This window comes from Nocardia sp. NPDC056611, from assembly GCF_042792755.1.
In the GTDB taxonomy this organism is placed as follows: Bacteria; Actinomycetota; Actinomycetes; order Mycobacteriales; family Mycobacteriaceae; genus Nocardia.
The window spans coordinates 562,054-578,189 of sequence record NZ_JBHTVV010000003.1; the positions used below are offsets into that span (position 1 = coordinate 562,054).

Genomic DNA, 16,136 nt, shown 5'->3' on the forward strand with positions numbered 1-16,136 from the left:
CCTCACCCCTTCACGCACAGCACCTGCCGCAGCGTGGCGACCACGTCCACCAGATCCGCCTGGGCCGCGATGACCTGGTCGATGTCCTTGTACGCCGCGGGGATCTCGTCGATCACCCCGGCGTCCTTGCGGGACTCGACGCCCTCGGTCTGCTTCACCAGGTCGGCCACGGTGAACTGCTTCTTGGCAGCGTTGCGGCTCATCCGCCGTCCCGCCCCGTGCGAGGCGGACTGGAACGAGGCCGGATTCCCCTTGCCCCGAACCACATACGACCGCGTCCCCATGGAGCCGGGAATCAGCGCGAGGTCACCCGCGCCGGCCCGGACCGCGCCCTTGCGGGTGACCAGCATGGGCATCCCGTCGATGATCTCCTCCGCCACGTAGTTGTGGTGGCAGGAGATGGGCTCGTCGAAACGCACTGCCAGCCCGTCGAATTCATCGCGCACGGCCTTGCATACCAGCGCCAGGATGACGGCCCGGTTGCGGGCCGCGTACTCCTGGGCCCAGGTCAGGTCGCGCCGATAGGCATCCATTTCCGGCGTGCCGGAGAGGAATACGGACAGATCGCGGTGCGGCAGGTCCTGGTTGTGCGGCAGTTCGCGGGCGACGGCCATGTGCCGCTGCGCGATCTCGTTGCCGATATTGCGGCTTCCGGAGTGCAGCAGGATCCACACGCGGTCCTCGGTGTCGACGCACAGTTCCTGGAAGTGGTTGCCGCCGCCGAGGGTTCCCATCTGGTTGTGGGCCTTGGCTTCCCGGGGCCGCACGATCGGATCCAGCGTGTCGAAGCCCTTCCAGAACCGCTCCCACCCCGCGCGCATGGTGGTGCCCGCGGCGCGCTGGCCGAAGACCTCGGCGTTCAGGCGGTTCACGTCGACCGGTTCGCGGTGCGCCGCGAAGCCGACCGGCAGCGCCGCCTCGATGCGGGAGCGCAGCGAGTGCAGGTTGTCGGGCAGGTCGGACGCGGTGAGCGAGGTGAGCACCGCTTCCATGCCGCACCCGATGTCCACGCCGACGGCCGCGGGGGCGACCGCGTCCCGCATGGCGATGACCGATCCGACCGTCGCGCCCTTGCCCAGGTGCACGTCCGGCATCACGCGGACGCCGTACACCCATTTCAGTTGCGAGATATCGCGCAACTGCTGGAGCGCGGCGGCGCCGACCTCGTGCTCGTGGGCCCACATGAGCGTCTGCGCTCGGGTACCGCGCAGCTCGACGGGAAACATCGGACAGTCCTTTCCTTCGACTGCCTTTCACGGTAGGCGCGCCGCCCGTCCCGGCGCACCGCATTATTTCGCGGTCAGGGTTCGACGAAGTCGGCGGTGAGCCCGCACAGCTTCCAGGAGCCGTCGCGCCGGACCATGGCGCCGATGTAGTCGACGTCCTTGAAGTAGTGCCGGTATTTCTCGGGCACATTGGTGAAGGATTCGTGGAATGCGAAGGTGGCGGAGTTCGGGTCGGATTGGGTGATGCCGGTGACGGTATTGGTGTACCCCGCGTTGCGTATTTCCGGGCCCAGGTTCTTGTCGTATTGGGGGGTGTATTGGAAAACGATTTCGTCGATGGCGTCGGCGTTCTCGGGGCAGACCAGGGAGCGGAATCCCTCCCAGTCGCGGGCATTGGAGGTGGCGGCGACGGCTTTGGCGGCCCGCACCAATTCCGGGTCGAGGGTGGTGGGGTCGCCGGGCTCGACAGTGCGGTCTGGGGCGTTGAATACGGCGGGCGCGGGCAGCGGTTTGTAACTGGCGGCGGTGAGGTGCTTCTCCAATGCGCGCCGCCAGCTGCCGTCGTCGATCATCATGCGAATGATCGAGGTGATGCGGCCCTGTAATTCGATGTCGCCCTTGCGTACCCCGACACCGTAGCGTTCGCGGGTGAACCGGTGTCCGGACAGCCGCAGCGTGCCGGGGTGTTCGTCGGCGTAGCCGGCGAGGATGACGTCATCGGTGGTGACGGCGTCGACGGTCCCGCTGATCAGGTCGGCCACGCACTGCGGGTAGGTGTCCCGGGTGGTCAGCCGGACGAATCGGGCGAAGCTGCGGCGGATCTTGTCGGCCGAGGTGGAGCCCTCGGCGGTGCAGACGGTGCGGCCGTCGAGGTCCTCGGGCTGGTCGATGGCCCGTTCGCTCTGCCGCACCAGCAGGTCCTGCCCGGCCAGCAGGTAGGGCCCGGCGAAGGAGACCAGCTGCTGGCGGGCGGCAGTGATGGAGTACGAGGCGACGACGAAATCGACGGCGCCGGAGCTCACCAGGGTTTCGCGCTGGTCGGTGCGGGCCTCGCGCCAGGTGATGTGCTCGGGCGTGACGCCCAGCTTCCCGGCGATATAGGTCGCGACGTCGACGTCGAACCCGCGCGGTCTGCCGTCGGTGCCCTTGACCGACAGTCCGGGTTGATCGAATGTGATGCCGATGGTGAGCGTCCGCGGGGGCGGCGGTGGCGGCGCGCCGTCGGGTTTCGGTGTATTGCCGCAGGCTGCCAGGGCTAGACAGCCGGTGACGGCGACGGCGCGGATCGCACGCTTCATCGAATCTGATCTCCTGGTGTCAGCTCCGGCGGCAATTGGTCAGCACATGGAGCATCCAAGCATCAGAGGCGGGGAAACACGCGGAGTTTGCGGAACCATGGGCGCGATTCGCCCATGGTTCAGTTTATTCCGCAATATTTCAGCGACCATTGCTCAGTGATTGCGAGCAGGGTATGTACCCGCAGGTCAGTGGTTCGCGCGCAATCCATCCGCGATCACGGCGAAGGTGCGCTCGCGCAATCCGGGTGCGGCTCCGGCCTCGTGGACGGCGAGGAACACGCCCTTGATGATGGTCAGCAGGTCGTCGACGCTGATCTCGGGCCGCACGGCCCCGGCGTCCTGGGCACGGGAAAGCAGTATCCCCAGAGCCTCTTTCAGATCATGGGACACCGTGCGCGGATACTCGCCGCCGCCGGAGCGCAGCGCGTCGGCCAGATCCCGTTTGACGCCGCCCTCGAGCACCATCATCGCGAGGAACTCGAAGAACACCGCGCCGGGATCCTCGGCCGCGGTGAGTGCGCGCGCGTGCGCGGTGATCTTCTCGACCTGATCGAGGATGGCGGCCTCGAAAAGCGCTTCCTTGGTGGGGAAGTGGCGGTACACCGTGCCCGCCCCGACGCCCGCCCGCCGCGCGATCTCGTCGAGCGGCACCGAGATGCCCTCGGCGGCAAAGGCTTCCTGGGCCGCGGCCAGCACCCGCTCGCGATTGCGGCGGGCGTCGGCGCGCAGGGGTCTGTCCGTCACGTCCGACAGCCTACCCAGCGTTGACAAGCGGGGCGCACGCCCCGATTATTGAGCGGGTCCAACGTTCCGTTTAGGAGGCACTCATGACCACTTCCGTGGAAACCCCTCGTGACCTTGTGATTCGACTCTTCGACACGCTGCCCGCGCGCGATGCCGACCGGTTCGCGGCACTGCTCGCCCCGGATGTCGTGTTCGAGATGCCGTTCCTGATTCCGGGTGAGCCGGCCCGGATCGAGGGCCGCGAGCAGATCCGCGCGTACCTCGCGCAGCGCTGGTCGGGCATGTCCGGCATCGAGATTCATGCCATCCGCCCGGTCATCCACGAGACCGTGGATCCGAACACGCTCATCACCGAGATCGACGTCGATGTCACCCGCCCCGGGACCGGCCGGGCGTGGGCGCGGACCTCGGTCAATGTGATCCGGGTCGAGAACGGCCGGGTCACGCTGTTCCGCGACTACATGGACACCGGCCGGATCGTGGCCATGCGGGCGGCGCGGGAGTGATGTGACGCCGATTACCCACCGGGTCGTCGACGAACGGTTAGTGCATTAACTATTATTGCACTAACGAAGACGAGCGAGGAGGGCGGAACGGTGGAGGTCGACGACCCGTTGCGGCTGGACCGGCAGGTGTGTTTCGCGCTGGCCGTGGCGAACCGGTCGGTCCTGGCGGTGTATCGCCCGCTACTGGAACCGATGGGCCTGACGCATCCGCAGTATCTGGTGATGCTGGCGCTGTGGGGTGAGGCGCCGATGTCGGTCAAGGACATCGGCGAGGCCATTCAGCTCGACTCGCCCACGCTGTCGCCGCTGCTCAAGCGGCTGGAGGCGGCGGGGCTCATCACCCGGCGGCGCGACAGCCACGACGAACGCAACCTGGTCGTGGATCTGACCGGCGCGGGACGCGAACTGCGCACCGAGGCGGAGAAAATCCCCCCGGCCGTGGTGGCGCGGCTGGGGGTGAGCCTGGCGGATCTCGAGGAACTGCGCGATGTGCTGAACCGGGTGAATGCCGCGGCGCGGCACTCGGTTTCGGCGGACACCGAGCGCGCCGGATCGACGAAGGGACACCGGAAATGAAGCGCCCCAACCCTGTTCAGTGGCTGGCCTACTCCTTCGGCAGTGTGCTGCCGGACGACCTGCGCGAGTGGGTGCGCAACGACCTCACCGGTTCGTGGGCGGTGCCCCGGCACATCGTGCGTCAGCTGGTGCCGCTGCTGCCGGTGTTCGCGCTGGCGTTCCTGCTGCCGGGCGAGCTGTGGCTACAGCTTTCGGTGATCCTGCTCGGTCTGCTGCTGGCGCTGTTCTACATCGTGGCCTACATGCCGATGAACCGGGCCCACCGATTGGTGAAGCACGGTTTCCCGGAGGATCTGGAGAGCCCGGCCCGTGCCGCGCGGCGTGCCGCCGAGCGCGCGGCTTACGAGGCCCAGTACCCGCACTGAGCCTCGCCGGGCACGGTGTGCCGCCGCGAAAGCCGTTGTTACTGAACGTTGGCGGTACAGGCGCTGGTGGCGACGCGGGCGGCGCGCGGCTGGGCGCTGCCCAGGTCGGGGAACGGGGGAGCGCTCTGGCCCAGCCCGGCCACCGCGTTCTGCTCGGCCTCGGCGAGGCTGGGGCCGACGGCCCAGCCCCAGGCGCCGTCCGCGCCCTGGGCGACCGCGGCGCAGCCGTCGGTGAAGCGCAGCACGATCTCGCAGTCGTAGCTGGCGCAGTCGCGGATGGCGGCGGCGTCGGCGGTGACCCGGTTGGCGTCGGTGCCCGAGACCGCGGCGTTCTTCAGCCGGGACAGCGCCAGGGTGCCGTAGTACTGGGGCGCGGCGTCGGCGGATCCCGCCAGCGCGGTGGTGAGAGCCATGCCCGAGGTGGCGAGGGTGATGGCCGCGGTGATCGCGGCCGTTCCGGTGACCGACGGGAGGAGGCGTGCAACCGACAACTGAATTCCTGACGTTTCAAACGGGCGAACGCAGCTGATGCTAATCGGTCGCGCCGTGAACGAACGCCGAAATTCAGACGACGGGCGTGCGCGCCAGCGCCCGGCGCAGCGCGGTGAACGCGGTCGCGTTGGCGTGCTGGGTTTCTCGCAGATGGAAGGCCATCGACATGAACCCGTGCACGGTGCCGTCCCAGCGGTGGATCTCGGTCTCCACCCCGGCCTCGCGCAGCCGCTGCCCGTAGGCCTCGCCCTCGTCGCGCAGCGGATCGAATTCCGCGGTGGCGATGTGCGCGGGCGGCAGCCCGGTGAGGTCGGCGATGGTGGGATTGGCGTAGGGGTCGGACTTCTCGGCATCGGAGAACAGGTATTGCTCCCAGTACCACCGGATGTGCGCCGCGGTGGTGAAGTAGCCCTCCGCGTTCTCGGTGTGCGACGGCCGATCACAGGCCGGATCCAGCATCGGGTACATGAGCAGCTGGAACGCGAGGTCGGGTCCGCCGTTGTCGCGCGCGGCGATGGCGGCGACGGTGGCCAGATTGCCGCCCGCGCTGTCCCCGGCCACCGCGATCCGGCCGGGGTCCCCGCCCAGGGCTTCGGCGTGCTCGGCGACCCAGCGCAGCACCGCGTAGGCGTCGTCGGCCGCGGCCGGGAAGCGGGCGTCGGGGGCACGGCGGTAGTCCACCGACACCACGATCACCCCGGCCTCGTTGGCCATGGTGCGGCAGAAGCGGTCGTGAGAGTCCAAGCCGCACAGCACGAATCCGCCGCCGTGGTAGAAGACCACGATGGCCGGAACGGGTTCGGCGTCCAGCGGCCGGTACACCCGCACCGGCACCTCGGGCGCGCCGGCCGGGCCCGGCACCGCGCGATCCTTTACTCCCGCAACCGGAATGGGTTCGACGGGGGCGGGGCGGCGGGCGGCCAGGAAGGCCCGTGCTTCGGTGGCGTCGAACACCTCGGTGCCCAACGCCGGGAACGCCGCGGTGGCGGCGTCGACGAAGGTCTGCCATTCGGGGGACAGGGTCATTACGGGCCTTCCTGGATCGCGCTGTGTCACTGCGGGGTTCGCGGAACTACATGCCGCGCGGGATGAACTTGCCCGCGGCCAGACCGCCGTCGACGGACACCTCCGCACCCGTGATGTAGGCCGAGGCGTCGGAGGCGAGGAAGGCGACCAGTTCGGCGACCTCCTCGGGCAGGCCGGTGCGCTCGAGCGGCAGGGTCGGGAAGCTGCCGGGGCCGGTGGTCAGGTAGGGCACCATCGGAGTGGCGATGGGTCCGGGGTACACCGAGTTGACCCGGATCTGGGACAAGCCCAGCTCCAGGGCGGCGACCTTGGACAGTCCGCGCAGACCCCACTTGGAGGAGCCGTAGGCGGAGTGGTTCATCAGGCCCTCGAGCCCGGACTGCGAGGAGATGTTCACGATGGAGCCGCCGCCATTGGCGGTCATGGCCGGCAGCACCGCCTTGATGCCGCGGAAGGCGCCGACCAGGTTGACCGTCAGGATCCGTTCCAGTTCTTCGGGAGTGGTCTCGGCGATCGGCTTCATGGTGTAGATGGCGGCATTGTTCACCAGCACGTCCAGCTTGCCGAAGGTGTCGACGGCCACCGCGACGGCGGCGTCCCAGCTCTCGGAGTCGGTGACGTCGTGGCGCACGAAACGGGCGTTCTCGCCGAGGGATTCGGCGAGCTCCTTGCCCTCGGTCTCGAGCACATCGGTGATGACCACCTTCGCGCCGCGCTCGACGAACAGCTTGGCCTCGGCCGCGCCCTGGCCGCGGGCGGCCCCGGTGATCAGGGCGACTTTGCCTGTCAGATCAGCCATTTCGGTTTCCTTCTCTGTCTGAGTTGAGACGGTGCTACTTGTTGCGGAAGTGGGGGATGACCTTCTCCCCCCACTGACGGATGGTTTCCAGGCACGCCTCCTGGGGCACGGTGCCCATCTGGATGAGGCACAGGATCTCGTCGGCTCCGGCGTCACGCAGCCGTTCGACGTAGGCGATGGCGTCCTCGGCGGTGCCGTAGGCGTGCTCGGTGTTGAAGATGGCCGTGGCCCCGGTCTTCACCGGGATCTTGGCTTCGTGCAGGTAGGCGACGTGCTCGTCGGCGACCTCGCGCATCTTGGCGAGTTCGTCCACGCCCGGGTCCACGGCCTCGTCGGGCACCGGGCCCGCGCCGTAGTAGTACTTGATGGACTGGGCGAAGAACCGCTGCCCGCGCGCGCCGATCTGGCGGGCCCGCTCGCGGTCGTCGAGCACGATGGTCGGGCACAGCGCCGCGAAGTGGTCGTTGACGACGGTGGACACGAGGCGTTCGCCGGTGCGGGCCGCGATGGCGGCGTCGTAGATGCGGCGCAGTTCGGCGATCTCCTCGATGCCCGCGAAACCCAGGACCAGCGCGCCGATCCCGTACTCGGCCGCCAGTTTCAGCGTGTCCTTCTTGGTGCAGGCCATGAACAGCGGGGGATGGGGACGCTGCACCGGCCGCGGCAGCAGGTGGTGCGGGCCGATGTCGAGCAGTTCACCGTGGTATTCGAATTCGCCCTCGGGGTCCTGCCAGGCGGCGGCGATCATCCGCAGCGATTCCTCGACCTCCTGGTAGGTGCGGTCGGGATCGACTCCGCACATGGAGGTTTCGACGGCGGTCGCGCCGCGGCCCGCGCCCAGGTTCAGGCGGCCGCCCGACAGCACGTCGAGCATGGCGGCGCGTTCGGCCGCGCGGACGGGGTGATTGAAGTTGAACGGCATGCAGACCACGCCGTGCCCGATCCGGATCCGCCGCGTCTGCGCGGCCACCCAGGTCAGGAAGATCTCCGGCGCGCTCATGTGCGCGTACCACTTGAGCCCGTGGTGTTCGACGGCCCAGACGGTGTCGAAGCCGACCTCGTCGGCCAGCACGGCCTGCTCGACGCAGTCGCGCAGCACCTGGGCTTCGTGGGCGGCGGTGGGATCGGTCATCTGCGCTTCGAAGATCATCGAGAACTTCATCCGGGGCTCCTTGCGCGCGCTGACTCACCCGTCCGGGCGTTTATGCCTAAACGAAATACAACTGCACCCATAGCCTCAGGTCATGAGGTTGTCTCAGTGGCCGGGACCACACCGTGCCGGTGTTCCGCATCCGGACTTAGCGTCGGTTGAACAGCAGCGGAAGGACGGGATCAGGTGGGACAGCTGGACGGCAAGGTAGCGCTGGTGACCGGCGGCGCCCGGGGCATGGGAGCGGAGCATGTGCGCCGTTTCGTGGCCGAGGGCGCGAAGGTCGTGTTCGGCGACGTACTCGACGACGAGGGCAAGGCCCTGGCCGCCGAGCTGGGTGCCGCCGTCCATTACGTGCATCACGATGTCACCAGTGAAAGCGACTGGCAGGCAGCGGTTTCCGCGGCCGTCGCCACGTTCGGCAAGCTGGATGTGCTGGTCAACAATGCCGGGATCCTGCGGTTCAAGCGCATCCTGGAGATGAGCCTGGACGAGTTCAACGTCATCATGAACATCAACGTCACGGGCGCTTTCCTCGGCATCAAGACCGCCGCGCCCGCCCTGATCGAGGCCGGTGGCGGGTCCATCGTGAACGTGTCCTCGGTCGAGGGCTTCGTCGGTGCGGCCGGTCTGTCGGCCTACAGTGCGAGCAAGTTCGCGCTGCGCGGTCTCACCAAGTCCGCCGCCCGGGAACTGGGGCACTCGGGTATCCGGGTGAACTCGATCCATCCCGGCGGTATCGCCACCCCCATGACCGCGTCCGTGGCGGGCGCGTCCGGGGTGGACGGCAACTCCTTCTTCTCCGAATTGCCCATTCCGCGCTGGGGTCAGCCGGTCGAGGTCTCCGAGGTGGCGTTGTTCCTGGCCTCGGACGCCTCGAGCTATTGCACCGGAGGCGAATTCGTCGTCGACGGCGGCATGCTGACCAGCTGCGGCTACTAAGGAACGAGATTCATGGAATTCGAATTCGACGTCGTTGTGGTGGGTTCCGGCGCGGCCGGCATGACCGCCGCGCTGACCGCTGCCTACCGGGGCCTGTCGGTCACCCTGATCGAGAAGAGCAGCCTGTTCGGCGGCTCCACCGCGCGCTCGGGCGGCGGCATCTGGGTGCCGAACAACCCGGTGCTGCAGGCCGCGGGTGTGCCGGACAGCCCGGAGATGGCCCGTACCTACCTGAAAGCCGTTGTCGGCGATCGGGTTCCGGAGGCCAAGCAGCGCGCGTTCCTGGAGCAGGGCCCGGAGATGTTCCGCTACATCGGCGCCCGCTCCAAGCACTGGGCGTTCGCCTACGACCGCGGCTACTCCGACTACCACCCGGAGTTCCCGGGCGGTCTGGCGCAGGGGCGCAGCATCGAGCCCAAGATCATCGACGGCCGTCTGCTCGGCGCGGATCTGGACAAGATCAACCGCCCGACCATGTCCGCCCCCAAGGGCATCGCGATCACGGTCAAGGACTTCCACGACCTGAACATGATCGCCCGCACCTGGGCCGGCAAGAAGACCGCCATGAAGGTCGGCGCGCAGACCGCGCTCAACATGATCAAGGGCGCCAAGCCGCTCAGCCTGGGCAAGGCGCTCGCCGCCCGGTTGTGGCTGTCGCTGCGCGACGCGGGCGTGCCGGTGTGGCTGAACACCCCGCTCACCGACCTGGTCATCGAGGGCGGCACGGTGGTCGGCGTGCGCGCCGAGCACGAGGGCCGCACCGTCACCATCAAGGCCCGCCGCGGCGTCGTGCTGGCCGCGGGTGGCTTCGAGCACAACCTCGAGATGCGTGAGCAGTACATCGACGGTCCGCAGAACACCGGCTGGACCGTGGGCGCGACCGAGAACGTCGGTGAGGGCATCGTCGCGGGCCAGAAGGCCGGCGCGGCGGTCGATCTGATGGACGACGCCTGGTGGGGTCCCTCGGTGCGGAACCCCGACGGCCCGCCGTTCTTCATGCTGGCCGAGCGTTCGCAGCCGGGCGCGATCGTGGTCAACGCCAAGGGCGACCGCTTCGTCAACGAGTCCGCGCCGTACGTGAACGTCGTGCACACCATGTACGAGGAGGAGAAGAAGGTGCCGGGCAGCATCCCCGCGCACTTCATCTTCGACCAGAACTTCCGCGACCGGTACCTGTTCCTGGGCAACTTCCCCAAGCGGCCGCTGCCCCAGAAGTACTTCGACGCGGGCATCATCAAGCAGGCCGACACCCTGGCCGAGCTGGCCGACAAGCTGGGCATACCGGCGAACAAGCTGGCCGCCACCGTGGAGCGCTTCAACGTCTTCGCCCGCAACGGCCGGGACGAGGACTACCAGCGCGGCGACTCGGCCTACGACCGCTACTACGGCGACCCGACCGTTAAGCCCAACCCGACCCTGGCCCCGCTCGAGCGCGGCCCGTTCTACGCGGTCGAGATGGTGCCGGGCGACCTGGGCACCAAGGGTGGCCTGGTCACCGACGAGCACGCCCGCGTCCTGAACGACCAGGGCGACGTCATCCCGGGCCTGTACGCGGCGGGCAACAACTCCGCCGCCGTCATGGGCAACGACTACGCCGGCGCGGGCGCCACCATCGGCCCCGCCATGGTGTTCGGCTACATTGCGGCCAACCACCTGGCCGACGCGGAAACCGCAGCAGCGCAGGAGAACTGACATGGGACGGGTTGATTCGAAGGTCGTCATCGTCACCGGCGGCGCGCGCGGCATGGGGGCGGCCTTCGCCCGCAAGCTCGCGGCCGAGGGCGCACGGGTGGTGATCACCGACGTGCTCGTCGAGGCCGGGGAGGCCGTCGCCGCCGAGATCGGTGACGCCGCCCGGTTCTTCCCGCTCGACGTCACCGACGAGGCGGCCTGGAACGACGTGGTCGCGCGGACCGAGGCGGCCTTCGGGCCGGTCTCGGGCCTGGTCAACAATGCCGGCATCGTGCACGTCGACCCCATCGAGAAGCTCTCGGAGGCCGACTACCGCAAGGTGATCGACGTCAACCAGGTCGGCGTATTCCTGGGCATGAAGGCCGTCATCGGCTCCATGCGCCGCGCCGGGGTGGGTTCCATCGTGAACATCTCCTCGACCGGCGGCCTGATCGGCTACTCGAACATTCTCGGCTACGTGGCCTCCAAGTGGGCCGTGCGCGGCATGAGCAAAACGGCCGCACAGGAATTCGCGGCCGACAATGTCCGCGTCAACTCCGTGCACCCGGGCATCGTGGCCACCGAGATGGTGGCCGCCTCCGAGCGGTCGGCGAGCATCGCGGCCAATCAGCCCATCGCCCGTCCGGCCACCCCGGAGGAACTCGCCAATATGGTGCTGTTCCTCATCTCCGACGACTCCTCCTACAGCACCGGCGCCGAGTTCATCGCCGACGGCGGCTTCACCACCCAGTAGGAACCCGACTCCGGGGGCTCTCAGGGGTTCCCCTGAAACCCCCACCTCACCAAACCCGGTGCGAGACAAGGAAAGACCATGAAGGATTTTCGCGGCAAAGTCGCTGTGATCACTGGCGCGGGCGCCGGCATCGGCCGTGCGCTGGCGCTGGAACTGGCTCGTAACGGGGCGCAGCTGGCGCTGTCCGGCCGTAATTTCGACAATGTCGCCGAGACCGTGGCGCTGTGCGAGAAGGCCGGCGCCAAGGCGCGGGCCTACAAGCTGGACGTGGCCGACCGCGCCGCCGTCTACGCGCACGCCGACGAAGTGGTCGCCGATTTCGGCAAGGTCAACATCGTCATCAACAACGCCGGCGTCTCGCTGACCGCCAATATCGAGGAAGTCTCCTGGGAAGACCTGGAGTGGATCTTCGGCATCAACTACTGGGGCACCCTGCACGGCGTGAAGGCGTTCCTGCCGCACGTGATCGCCTCCGGGGACGGCCATTTCGCCAATGTCTCCAGCATGTTCGGCCTGGTGGCCTGCCCCAGCCAGGGCGGCTACAGCTCGTCGAAGTACGCCATGCACGCGATCAGCGACGCGCTGCGCCAGGAGATGATCATCGCCGGGCACAATGTGGGCGTCTCGAGCGTCCACCCGGGCATGATCAAGACCGAGATCGCTTGGAAGGCACGGGCTGCCGCCAACCGCTCCCGTGACGACCTGGCCGCCAACTTCGACCGGCTGGCCCAGACCAGCCCGGAGGACTGCGCCAAGGTCATCGTCAACGGCATCCGGAAGAACAAGCCGCTCGTCCTGATCGGCAAGGACGCCAAGGCGATGAACGTCATGCGCCGCCTGCTGGGTTCGGGCTACATGAAGCCCCTGACCGCTCAGATGCGCAAGGAAATCTAACCCAGCTCTCCGGGAGCCCCCGTGCCCCGGTGCGTTCCGCACCGGGGCACGGCCCAGGGGAGAGTGTGTGCAGCAGCCCCGCGCCATCCGGTGCGGGGCTACTGGCCGTTGCTGTGTAAACATGCGCTGACCTGCGGATATATTCGATCCCAGTGAACGGGACCTCTCCGGATTGTGACCCCCGCAACAGCCACGATCGACGGGTGGCCCAGGGTGGGCCGGACCCGGAAAGACGGAGGCGTCCGATGCGCATCGGCATGCTCATGCCATATCTCGACGGACTGGTGACCTCGGGCGGATTCCTACGGGAGTTCGCCGCGGCCGCCGAGGAATGCGGGCTGGAGTCGATCTGGACCGTGGAACACGTTGTGGTGGCCCAGGATTACGAGCCGCTGTACCCGTACTCGCCCGACGGCCGGATGCCCGGCGGCGGCGGCATCGGGGTGCCGATGACCGATCCGCTCGAGACCCTGGCCTTCGTCGCGGCGGCGTCGAGCACCGTGAAGCTGGGCACCGCCATGGTGGTGGCCCCGCTGCACAGCCCGGTGGTGTTGGCCAAGCGGGCGGCCACGCTGGACCGGATCTCGGACGGGCGGCTGCTGCTGGGACTCGGAATCGGCTGGCAGAAGGAGGAATACGCGGCGATCGGCGTGCCGTTCGAGGAACGCGGCACCCGGCTCGACGACTGCATCGGCGCCATGCGGGAACTGTGGACGCGGGCTCCGGCCACCTATCACGGCAAGCATGTGTCGTTCGACGATCAGTTCTGCCAGCCGCAGCCCGAGCGGTCGATCCCGATCGTGCTGGGCGGCAACAGCGCTCCCGCGGTGCGTCGCGCGGCCAAGGTCGGCGACGGCTGGTTCCCGTACACGATCTCCTCGGAGGATTTCGGGCGCGGCGCGGACAAGATCCGCGAACTGTCCGTCGCGGCGGGACGTGCCGAGGATGCCGTCGAGATGACGATCTGGCCGGGCTCGTTCGACTTCGTGCGCGAGTTCGACGCCGAGTACGTGCGCCCCTACGTCGCCGCCGGTGCGAGCCGGATCGTGCTGACCCCGCCCATGTTCGGCCCGGAATCCCTGCTCAACGGCGTGGAAAACCTTGCGGCGTACGTGGATCGGTACCGCAACGACGTGGAGTCGAAGCTGTGAACCCCGCGACCCCCGTCCGCGTGTTCGACCGCGTCGTCCTGCCCGCCGATCGGGCCGAGGACTGGCTCACCCGGTGGCGTGACGACTACCTGCCCGGCGCCACCGCCCGCGGCCTGCGCGCCCCGCAGGTGCTGCGTGAGCACACCGGCGCGGATTCGGTGGCCGTGCAGATCATCTGGGAACTGCCGGGCATCTACGACTTCTACGGCATGCGCGCGGCGGCAGCGGCCGATCCGGGCGTGGCGGCCTTCTGGTCCGACACCGACGCGGTCGCCCTGACCAGGGAGCGGCATGTCATGGCGGTGCAGGAGGTGCAGGCATGACCCGCTGGGTGATTCTCACCGCCCCGCCCGCCGAGGACGCCGACGGCCGGCTGGCCGCCTTCGCCTCGGCGGCGTCCGCGAATCCCGGTGTGGCGCACTGCTCGGCCGGGGTCGATCTACCGGGCAGCGCGGGCGGCCTCGGCGCGCTGTGGGACCTGACCACCGAGTCGACGCCCAGCGCGGTCCTGCCGGGCCTGCCCGGTGACGCCGATCTGGTGCCGCTGGCCCCGGTGCACGCCCGCGTGGTCCGCCTCGACGCGCCCCGCCGGGTCAAGCGCACCCTGCTGCTCACCGTTCGGGAGGGCACGTCCCCGGACACGGTGTCGCGCTTCGAATCCGACCTGATGGCCATGCCCGCCCACATCCCGGCCATCCGGTCCTGGTCGCTGAGCCGGGTCCCCGGCCACGCCCGCTGGACGCACGTCTGGGAACAGGAGTTCGCCGACCCCGACGGCCTCAATGGCGACTACCTGCTGCACCCGTACCACTGGACGCACGTCGACCGCTGGTTCGATGCCGAGATCCCGGGCTCCATCGTGGACCCGGCGATCGCGCACCTGTACCGCTGGGCCGACGGCCCGGTGCTGGGGAACTGATCAGTCTGGGTCGCGCAGGCGCTGTTTGAGCACCTTGCCGCCGGCATTGCGCGGGAGGTCGTCGGCGAAGACGATCTCCCGCGGCACCTTGTAGCCCGCCAGCCGCGCGCGGGACCATTCGATGAGTGAGGCGGGATCGGTGGCGGCCCCGGCGACGGGGACCACGTAGGCGCGGCCCACCTCGCCGAGCCGCTCGTCGGGGATGCCGATCACGGCGACATCGCGGATATCGGGGTGTCGTAGCAGGACTCGCTCGATCTCGGCCGGGTAGGCGTTGAAGCCGCCGACGATGAACATGTCCTTGAGCCGGTCGGTGATGCGCAGGTAGCCGTCGGCGTCGAGGGCGCCGATGTCACCGGTGTGCAGGAAGCCGTCCGGGTCGATGGCGGCGGCGGTGGCCTCCGGATCGTCCAGGTAGCCGTGCATGACATTGGGGCCGCGGACGGTGACCTCGCCCGGCACACCGGTTTCGAGGGGTTCGCCTTCCCGGTCCACGATGCGGATCTCACTGCCGGGCAGGGGTTTTCCGACGGTGTCGGCGCCCAGTTCGGCGGGGGAGCCGGGTGGGCAGATGGACACCACGCCGATCGATTCGGTGAGGCCGTAGGCGGTGAAGACGGCCGGAACGCGCAGGTCCTCGCGAATGCGGCGGACCAGTTCGGCGGGGATGGTGGAGCCGCCGGTGCCCGCCAGGCGCAGCGATCCGAGCAGGTAGTCGTCGGGGCCGGCGGCGAGCAGATCGGTGAAAAGCGTTGGCGGCCCGGCCAGGACGGTGATGCGTTCGCTCTCGATCAGATGGAGCGCGGTGGCCGCGTCGAAGCGCTCCATCGGCACCATGGTGGCGGTGCGCAGCAGGCACGCCAGGATGCCCGCCTTGTAGCCGAAGGTGTGCGAGAACGGGTTCGCCAGCAAATATCGGTCACGCGGACGCAGGGTGACGACCTCGGACCACCGGGCGAAGACCTCGAGGGTCTGGCGGTGGGTGGCCAGCACGCCGCGGGGGGCGCCGGTGGTGCCGGAGGTGAACAGGATGTCGGAGATGGACTCCGGGTCGACGGCCGCGGTGCGTTCGATCGCTGATCGCGGCTCGACCACCGCGCCCGGGGCGAGGAACCCGGCCCACGAGCTGATGTCCCAGTCCGCCGCGCTCTCACCGCGGGCGTCGTCGAGCAGGATGAGGTGCTCGAGATCCGGTAGCGCGAGGCCGGATTCGGCGAGCATGGCCGGATAGTCCGCGCCCAGGAACTCCTGCACGGTGCACACGGCTCTGGCGTGGCTGCGGGCCAGCACCTCAGCGGTTTCCGGGCCGCGCAGCCGGGTGCTGATCGGCACCAGGGTGGCGCCGGCGCCGAGCATGCCGAGGGCGGTCACGATCCAGCGGACGCTGTTGGGAGCCCAGAGCCCGACCCGATCTCCCGCCTCCAACCCGGAGGCGATGGCGGCCCGGGTGACCGCCGCGGCCTCCTCGGCCAGCTCGGCGAACGTGAGCCGTCCGGCCGGTCCGGCGATGGCCACCGCCTCGGGATACCGCCGCGCCCGATCGGCCACCAGCGCCGGAATGGTCGCCACACTTCCGACCGCGGAGATGCCGCCCGAGTGCCGCCGATCCATCCGCCCATCCTG

18 protein-coding genes are annotated in these 16,136 nt (G+C 68.9%); 10 read left to right on the top strand and 8 right to left on the bottom strand.

Annotated elements, in window-relative coordinates; all coding sequences use genetic code 11:
• Nucleotides 1–2: 2 nt before the first annotated feature.
• From ACFRAQ_RS19035 to ACFRAQ_RS19045, 3 genes are all read right to left on the bottom strand, one after another.
• Nucleotides 3–1,226 (bottom strand): RtcB family protein, encoded by a 1,224-nt coding sequence (locus tag ACFRAQ_RS19035; RefSeq protein WP_379101260.1) that lies wholly within the window; start codon nt 1,224–1,226, stop codon nt 3–5.
• A gap of 74 nt (nt 1,227–1,300) precedes the next feature.
• Nucleotides 1,301–2,524, bottom strand: a complete 1,224-nt coding sequence (locus ACFRAQ_RS19040) for a glutamate ABC transporter substrate-binding protein (RefSeq protein WP_379101262.1) — start codon at nt 2,522–2,524, stop codon at nt 1,301–1,303.
• A gap of 186 nt (nt 2,525–2,710) precedes the next feature.
• Nucleotides 2,711–3,268, bottom strand: coding sequence for a TetR/AcrR family transcriptional regulator (locus ACFRAQ_RS19045; RefSeq protein ID WP_357279745.1), 558 nt, complete (start codon nt 3,266–3,268; stop codon nt 2,711–2,713).
• Between the two features lie 83 nt (nt 3,269–3,351).
• On the opposite strand from ACFRAQ_RS19045, the gene ACFRAQ_RS19050 reads away from it, so the two are divergent.
• The 3 genes from ACFRAQ_RS19050 to ACFRAQ_RS19060 all read left to right on the top strand — a co-directional run bounded on the left by ACFRAQ_RS19050 (nt 3,352) and on the right by ACFRAQ_RS19060 (nt 4,715).
• Nucleotides 3,352–3,774, top strand: coding sequence for a nuclear transport factor 2 family protein (locus tag ACFRAQ_RS19050; protein WP_379101264.1), 423 nt, complete (start codon nt 3,352–3,354; stop codon nt 3,772–3,774).
• A gap of 90 nt (nt 3,775–3,864) precedes the next feature.
• A complete protein-coding gene (locus ACFRAQ_RS19055; RefSeq protein WP_379101266.1) occupies nt 3,865–4,350 on the top strand; it encodes a MarR family winged helix-turn-helix transcriptional regulator in 486 nt (161 codons plus the stop codon).
• Nucleotides 4,347–4,715: a DUF5313 family protein gene (locus ACFRAQ_RS19060; protein WP_379101268.1), complete on the top strand. Its 369-nt coding sequence runs from the start codon at nt 4,347–4,349 to the stop codon at nt 4,713–4,715. The genes ACFRAQ_RS19055 and ACFRAQ_RS19060 overlap by 4 nt, the downstream gene beginning before the upstream one ends.
• A gap of 38 nt (nt 4,716–4,753) precedes the next feature.
• On the opposite strand, the gene ACFRAQ_RS19065 is transcribed toward ACFRAQ_RS19060, so the two are convergent.
• The 4 genes from ACFRAQ_RS19065 to ACFRAQ_RS19080 form a co-directional block, all read right to left on the bottom strand.
• Entirely contained in the window at nt 4,754–5,206 is a 453-nt protein-coding gene (locus tag ACFRAQ_RS19065; protein ID WP_379101270.1) for a DUF4189 domain-containing protein, read from the bottom strand.
• Between the two features lie 73 nt (nt 5,207–5,279).
• Nucleotides 5,280–6,233 (bottom strand): alpha/beta hydrolase, encoded by a 954-nt coding sequence (locus ACFRAQ_RS19070; RefSeq protein WP_379101272.1) that lies wholly within the window; start codon nt 6,231–6,233, stop codon nt 5,280–5,282.
• 46 nt (nt 6,234–6,279) lie between these two features.
• Entirely contained in the window at nt 6,280–7,032 is a 753-nt protein-coding gene (locus tag ACFRAQ_RS19075; protein ID WP_357279730.1) for a glucose 1-dehydrogenase, read from the bottom strand.
• A 34-nt stretch (nt 7,033–7,066) separates the two neighbouring features.
• The gene (locus ACFRAQ_RS19080; protein ID WP_379101274.1) at nt 7,067–8,194 is read right to left on the bottom strand and encodes an LLM class flavin-dependent oxidoreductase; all 1,128 of its coding nucleotides are present in this window, start codon (nt 8,192–8,194) and stop codon (nt 7,067–7,069) included.
• A gap of 174 nt (nt 8,195–8,368) precedes the next feature.
• Here ACFRAQ_RS19080 and ACFRAQ_RS19085 point away from each other — a divergent pair, with 174 nt between their 5' ends.
• From ACFRAQ_RS19085 to ACFRAQ_RS19115, 7 genes are all read left to right on the top strand, one after another.
• The gene (locus tag ACFRAQ_RS19085) at nt 8,369–9,124 is read left to right on the top strand and encodes a glucose 1-dehydrogenase (protein WP_357279726.1); all 756 of its coding nucleotides are present in this window, start codon (nt 8,369–8,371) and stop codon (nt 9,122–9,124) included.
• Nucleotides 9,125–9,136: 12 nt separating this feature from the next.
• Entirely contained in the window at nt 9,137–10,816 is a 1,680-nt protein-coding gene (kstD, locus tag ACFRAQ_RS19090) for a 3-oxosteroid 1-dehydrogenase (protein WP_379101276.1), read from the top strand.
• A 1-nt stretch (nt 10,817) separates the two neighbouring features.
• Nucleotides 10,818–11,549, top strand: a complete 732-nt coding sequence (locus ACFRAQ_RS19095) for a glucose 1-dehydrogenase (RefSeq protein ID WP_379101278.1) — start codon at nt 10,818–10,820, stop codon at nt 11,547–11,549.
• A gap of 78 nt (nt 11,550–11,627) precedes the next feature.
• The gene (locus tag ACFRAQ_RS19100) at nt 11,628–12,443 is read left to right on the top strand and encodes an SDR family NAD(P)-dependent oxidoreductase (protein WP_379101280.1); all 816 of its coding nucleotides are present in this window, start codon (nt 11,628–11,630) and stop codon (nt 12,441–12,443) included.
• Nucleotides 12,444–12,688: 245 nt separating this feature from the next.
• Nucleotides 12,689–13,594, top strand: coding sequence for an LLM class F420-dependent oxidoreductase (locus ACFRAQ_RS19105; RefSeq protein WP_379101282.1), 906 nt, complete (start codon nt 12,689–12,691; stop codon nt 13,592–13,594).
• Entirely contained in the window at nt 13,591–13,917 is a 327-nt protein-coding gene (locus ACFRAQ_RS19110) for a hypothetical protein (protein WP_379101285.1), read from the top strand. The genes ACFRAQ_RS19105 and ACFRAQ_RS19110 overlap by 4 nt, the downstream gene beginning before the upstream one ends.
• Nucleotides 13,914–14,513 (top strand): Dabb family protein, encoded by a 600-nt coding sequence (locus tag ACFRAQ_RS19115; RefSeq protein ID WP_357279710.1) that lies wholly within the window; start codon nt 13,914–13,916, stop codon nt 14,511–14,513. Before ACFRAQ_RS19110 ends, ACFRAQ_RS19115 begins: the two co-directional genes overlap by 4 nt.
• Here the strand turns inward: ACFRAQ_RS19115 and ACFRAQ_RS19120 are convergent, their stop codons facing one another.
• Nucleotides 14,514–16,124, bottom strand: coding sequence for a FadD3 family acyl-CoA ligase (locus tag ACFRAQ_RS19120; protein WP_379101288.1), 1,611 nt, complete (start codon nt 16,122–16,124; stop codon nt 14,514–14,516).
• Nucleotides 16,125–16,136: the final 12 nt, after the last annotated feature.

Excerpts from the sequence above, each read along its gene's own strand:
- ACFRAQ_RS19035 (WP_379101260.1), bottom strand. The coding sequence starts at position 1,226 with ATGTTTCCCGTCGAGCTGCGCGGTACCCGAGCGCAGACGCTCATGTGG.
- ACFRAQ_RS19040 (WP_379101262.1), bottom strand. The coding sequence starts at position 2,524 with ATGAAGCGTGCGATCCGCGCCGTCGCCGTCACCGGCTGTCTAGCCCTG.
- ACFRAQ_RS19050 (WP_379101264.1), top strand. The coding sequence starts at position 3,352 with ATGACCACTTCCGTGGAAACCCCTCGTGACCTTGTGATTCGACTCTTC.
- ACFRAQ_RS19060 (WP_379101268.1), top strand. The coding sequence starts at position 4,347 with ATGAAGCGCCCCAACCCTGTTCAGTGGCTGGCCTACTCCTTCGGCAGT.
- ACFRAQ_RS19070 (WP_379101272.1), bottom strand. The coding sequence starts at position 6,233 with ATGACCCTGTCCCCCGAATGGCAGACCTTCGTCGACGCCGCCACCGCG.
- ACFRAQ_RS19075 (WP_357279730.1), bottom strand. The coding sequence starts at position 7,032 with ATGGCTGATCTGACAGGCAAAGTCGCCCTGATCACCGGGGCCGCCCGC.
- ACFRAQ_RS19080 (WP_379101274.1), bottom strand. The coding sequence starts at position 8,194 with ATGAAGTTCTCGATGATCTTCGAAGCGCAGATGACCGATCCCACCGCC.
- kstD (WP_379101276.1), top strand. The coding sequence starts at position 9,137 with ATGGAATTCGAATTCGACGTCGTTGTGGTGGGTTCCGGCGCGGCCGGC.
- ACFRAQ_RS19095 (WP_379101278.1), top strand. The coding sequence starts at position 10,818 with ATGGGACGGGTTGATTCGAAGGTCGTCATCGTCACCGGCGGCGCGCGC.
- ACFRAQ_RS19100 (WP_379101280.1), top strand. The coding sequence starts at position 11,628 with ATGAAGGATTTTCGCGGCAAAGTCGCTGTGATCACTGGCGCGGGCGCC.
- ACFRAQ_RS19105 (WP_379101282.1), top strand. The coding sequence starts at position 12,689 with ATGCGCATCGGCATGCTCATGCCATATCTCGACGGACTGGTGACCTCG.
- ACFRAQ_RS19115 (WP_357279710.1), top strand. The coding sequence starts at position 13,914 with ATGACCCGCTGGGTGATTCTCACCGCCCCGCCCGCCGAGGACGCCGAC.
- ACFRAQ_RS19120 (WP_379101288.1), bottom strand. The coding sequence starts at position 16,124 with ATGGATCGGCGGCACTCGGGCGGCATCTCCGCGGTCGGAAGTGTGGCG.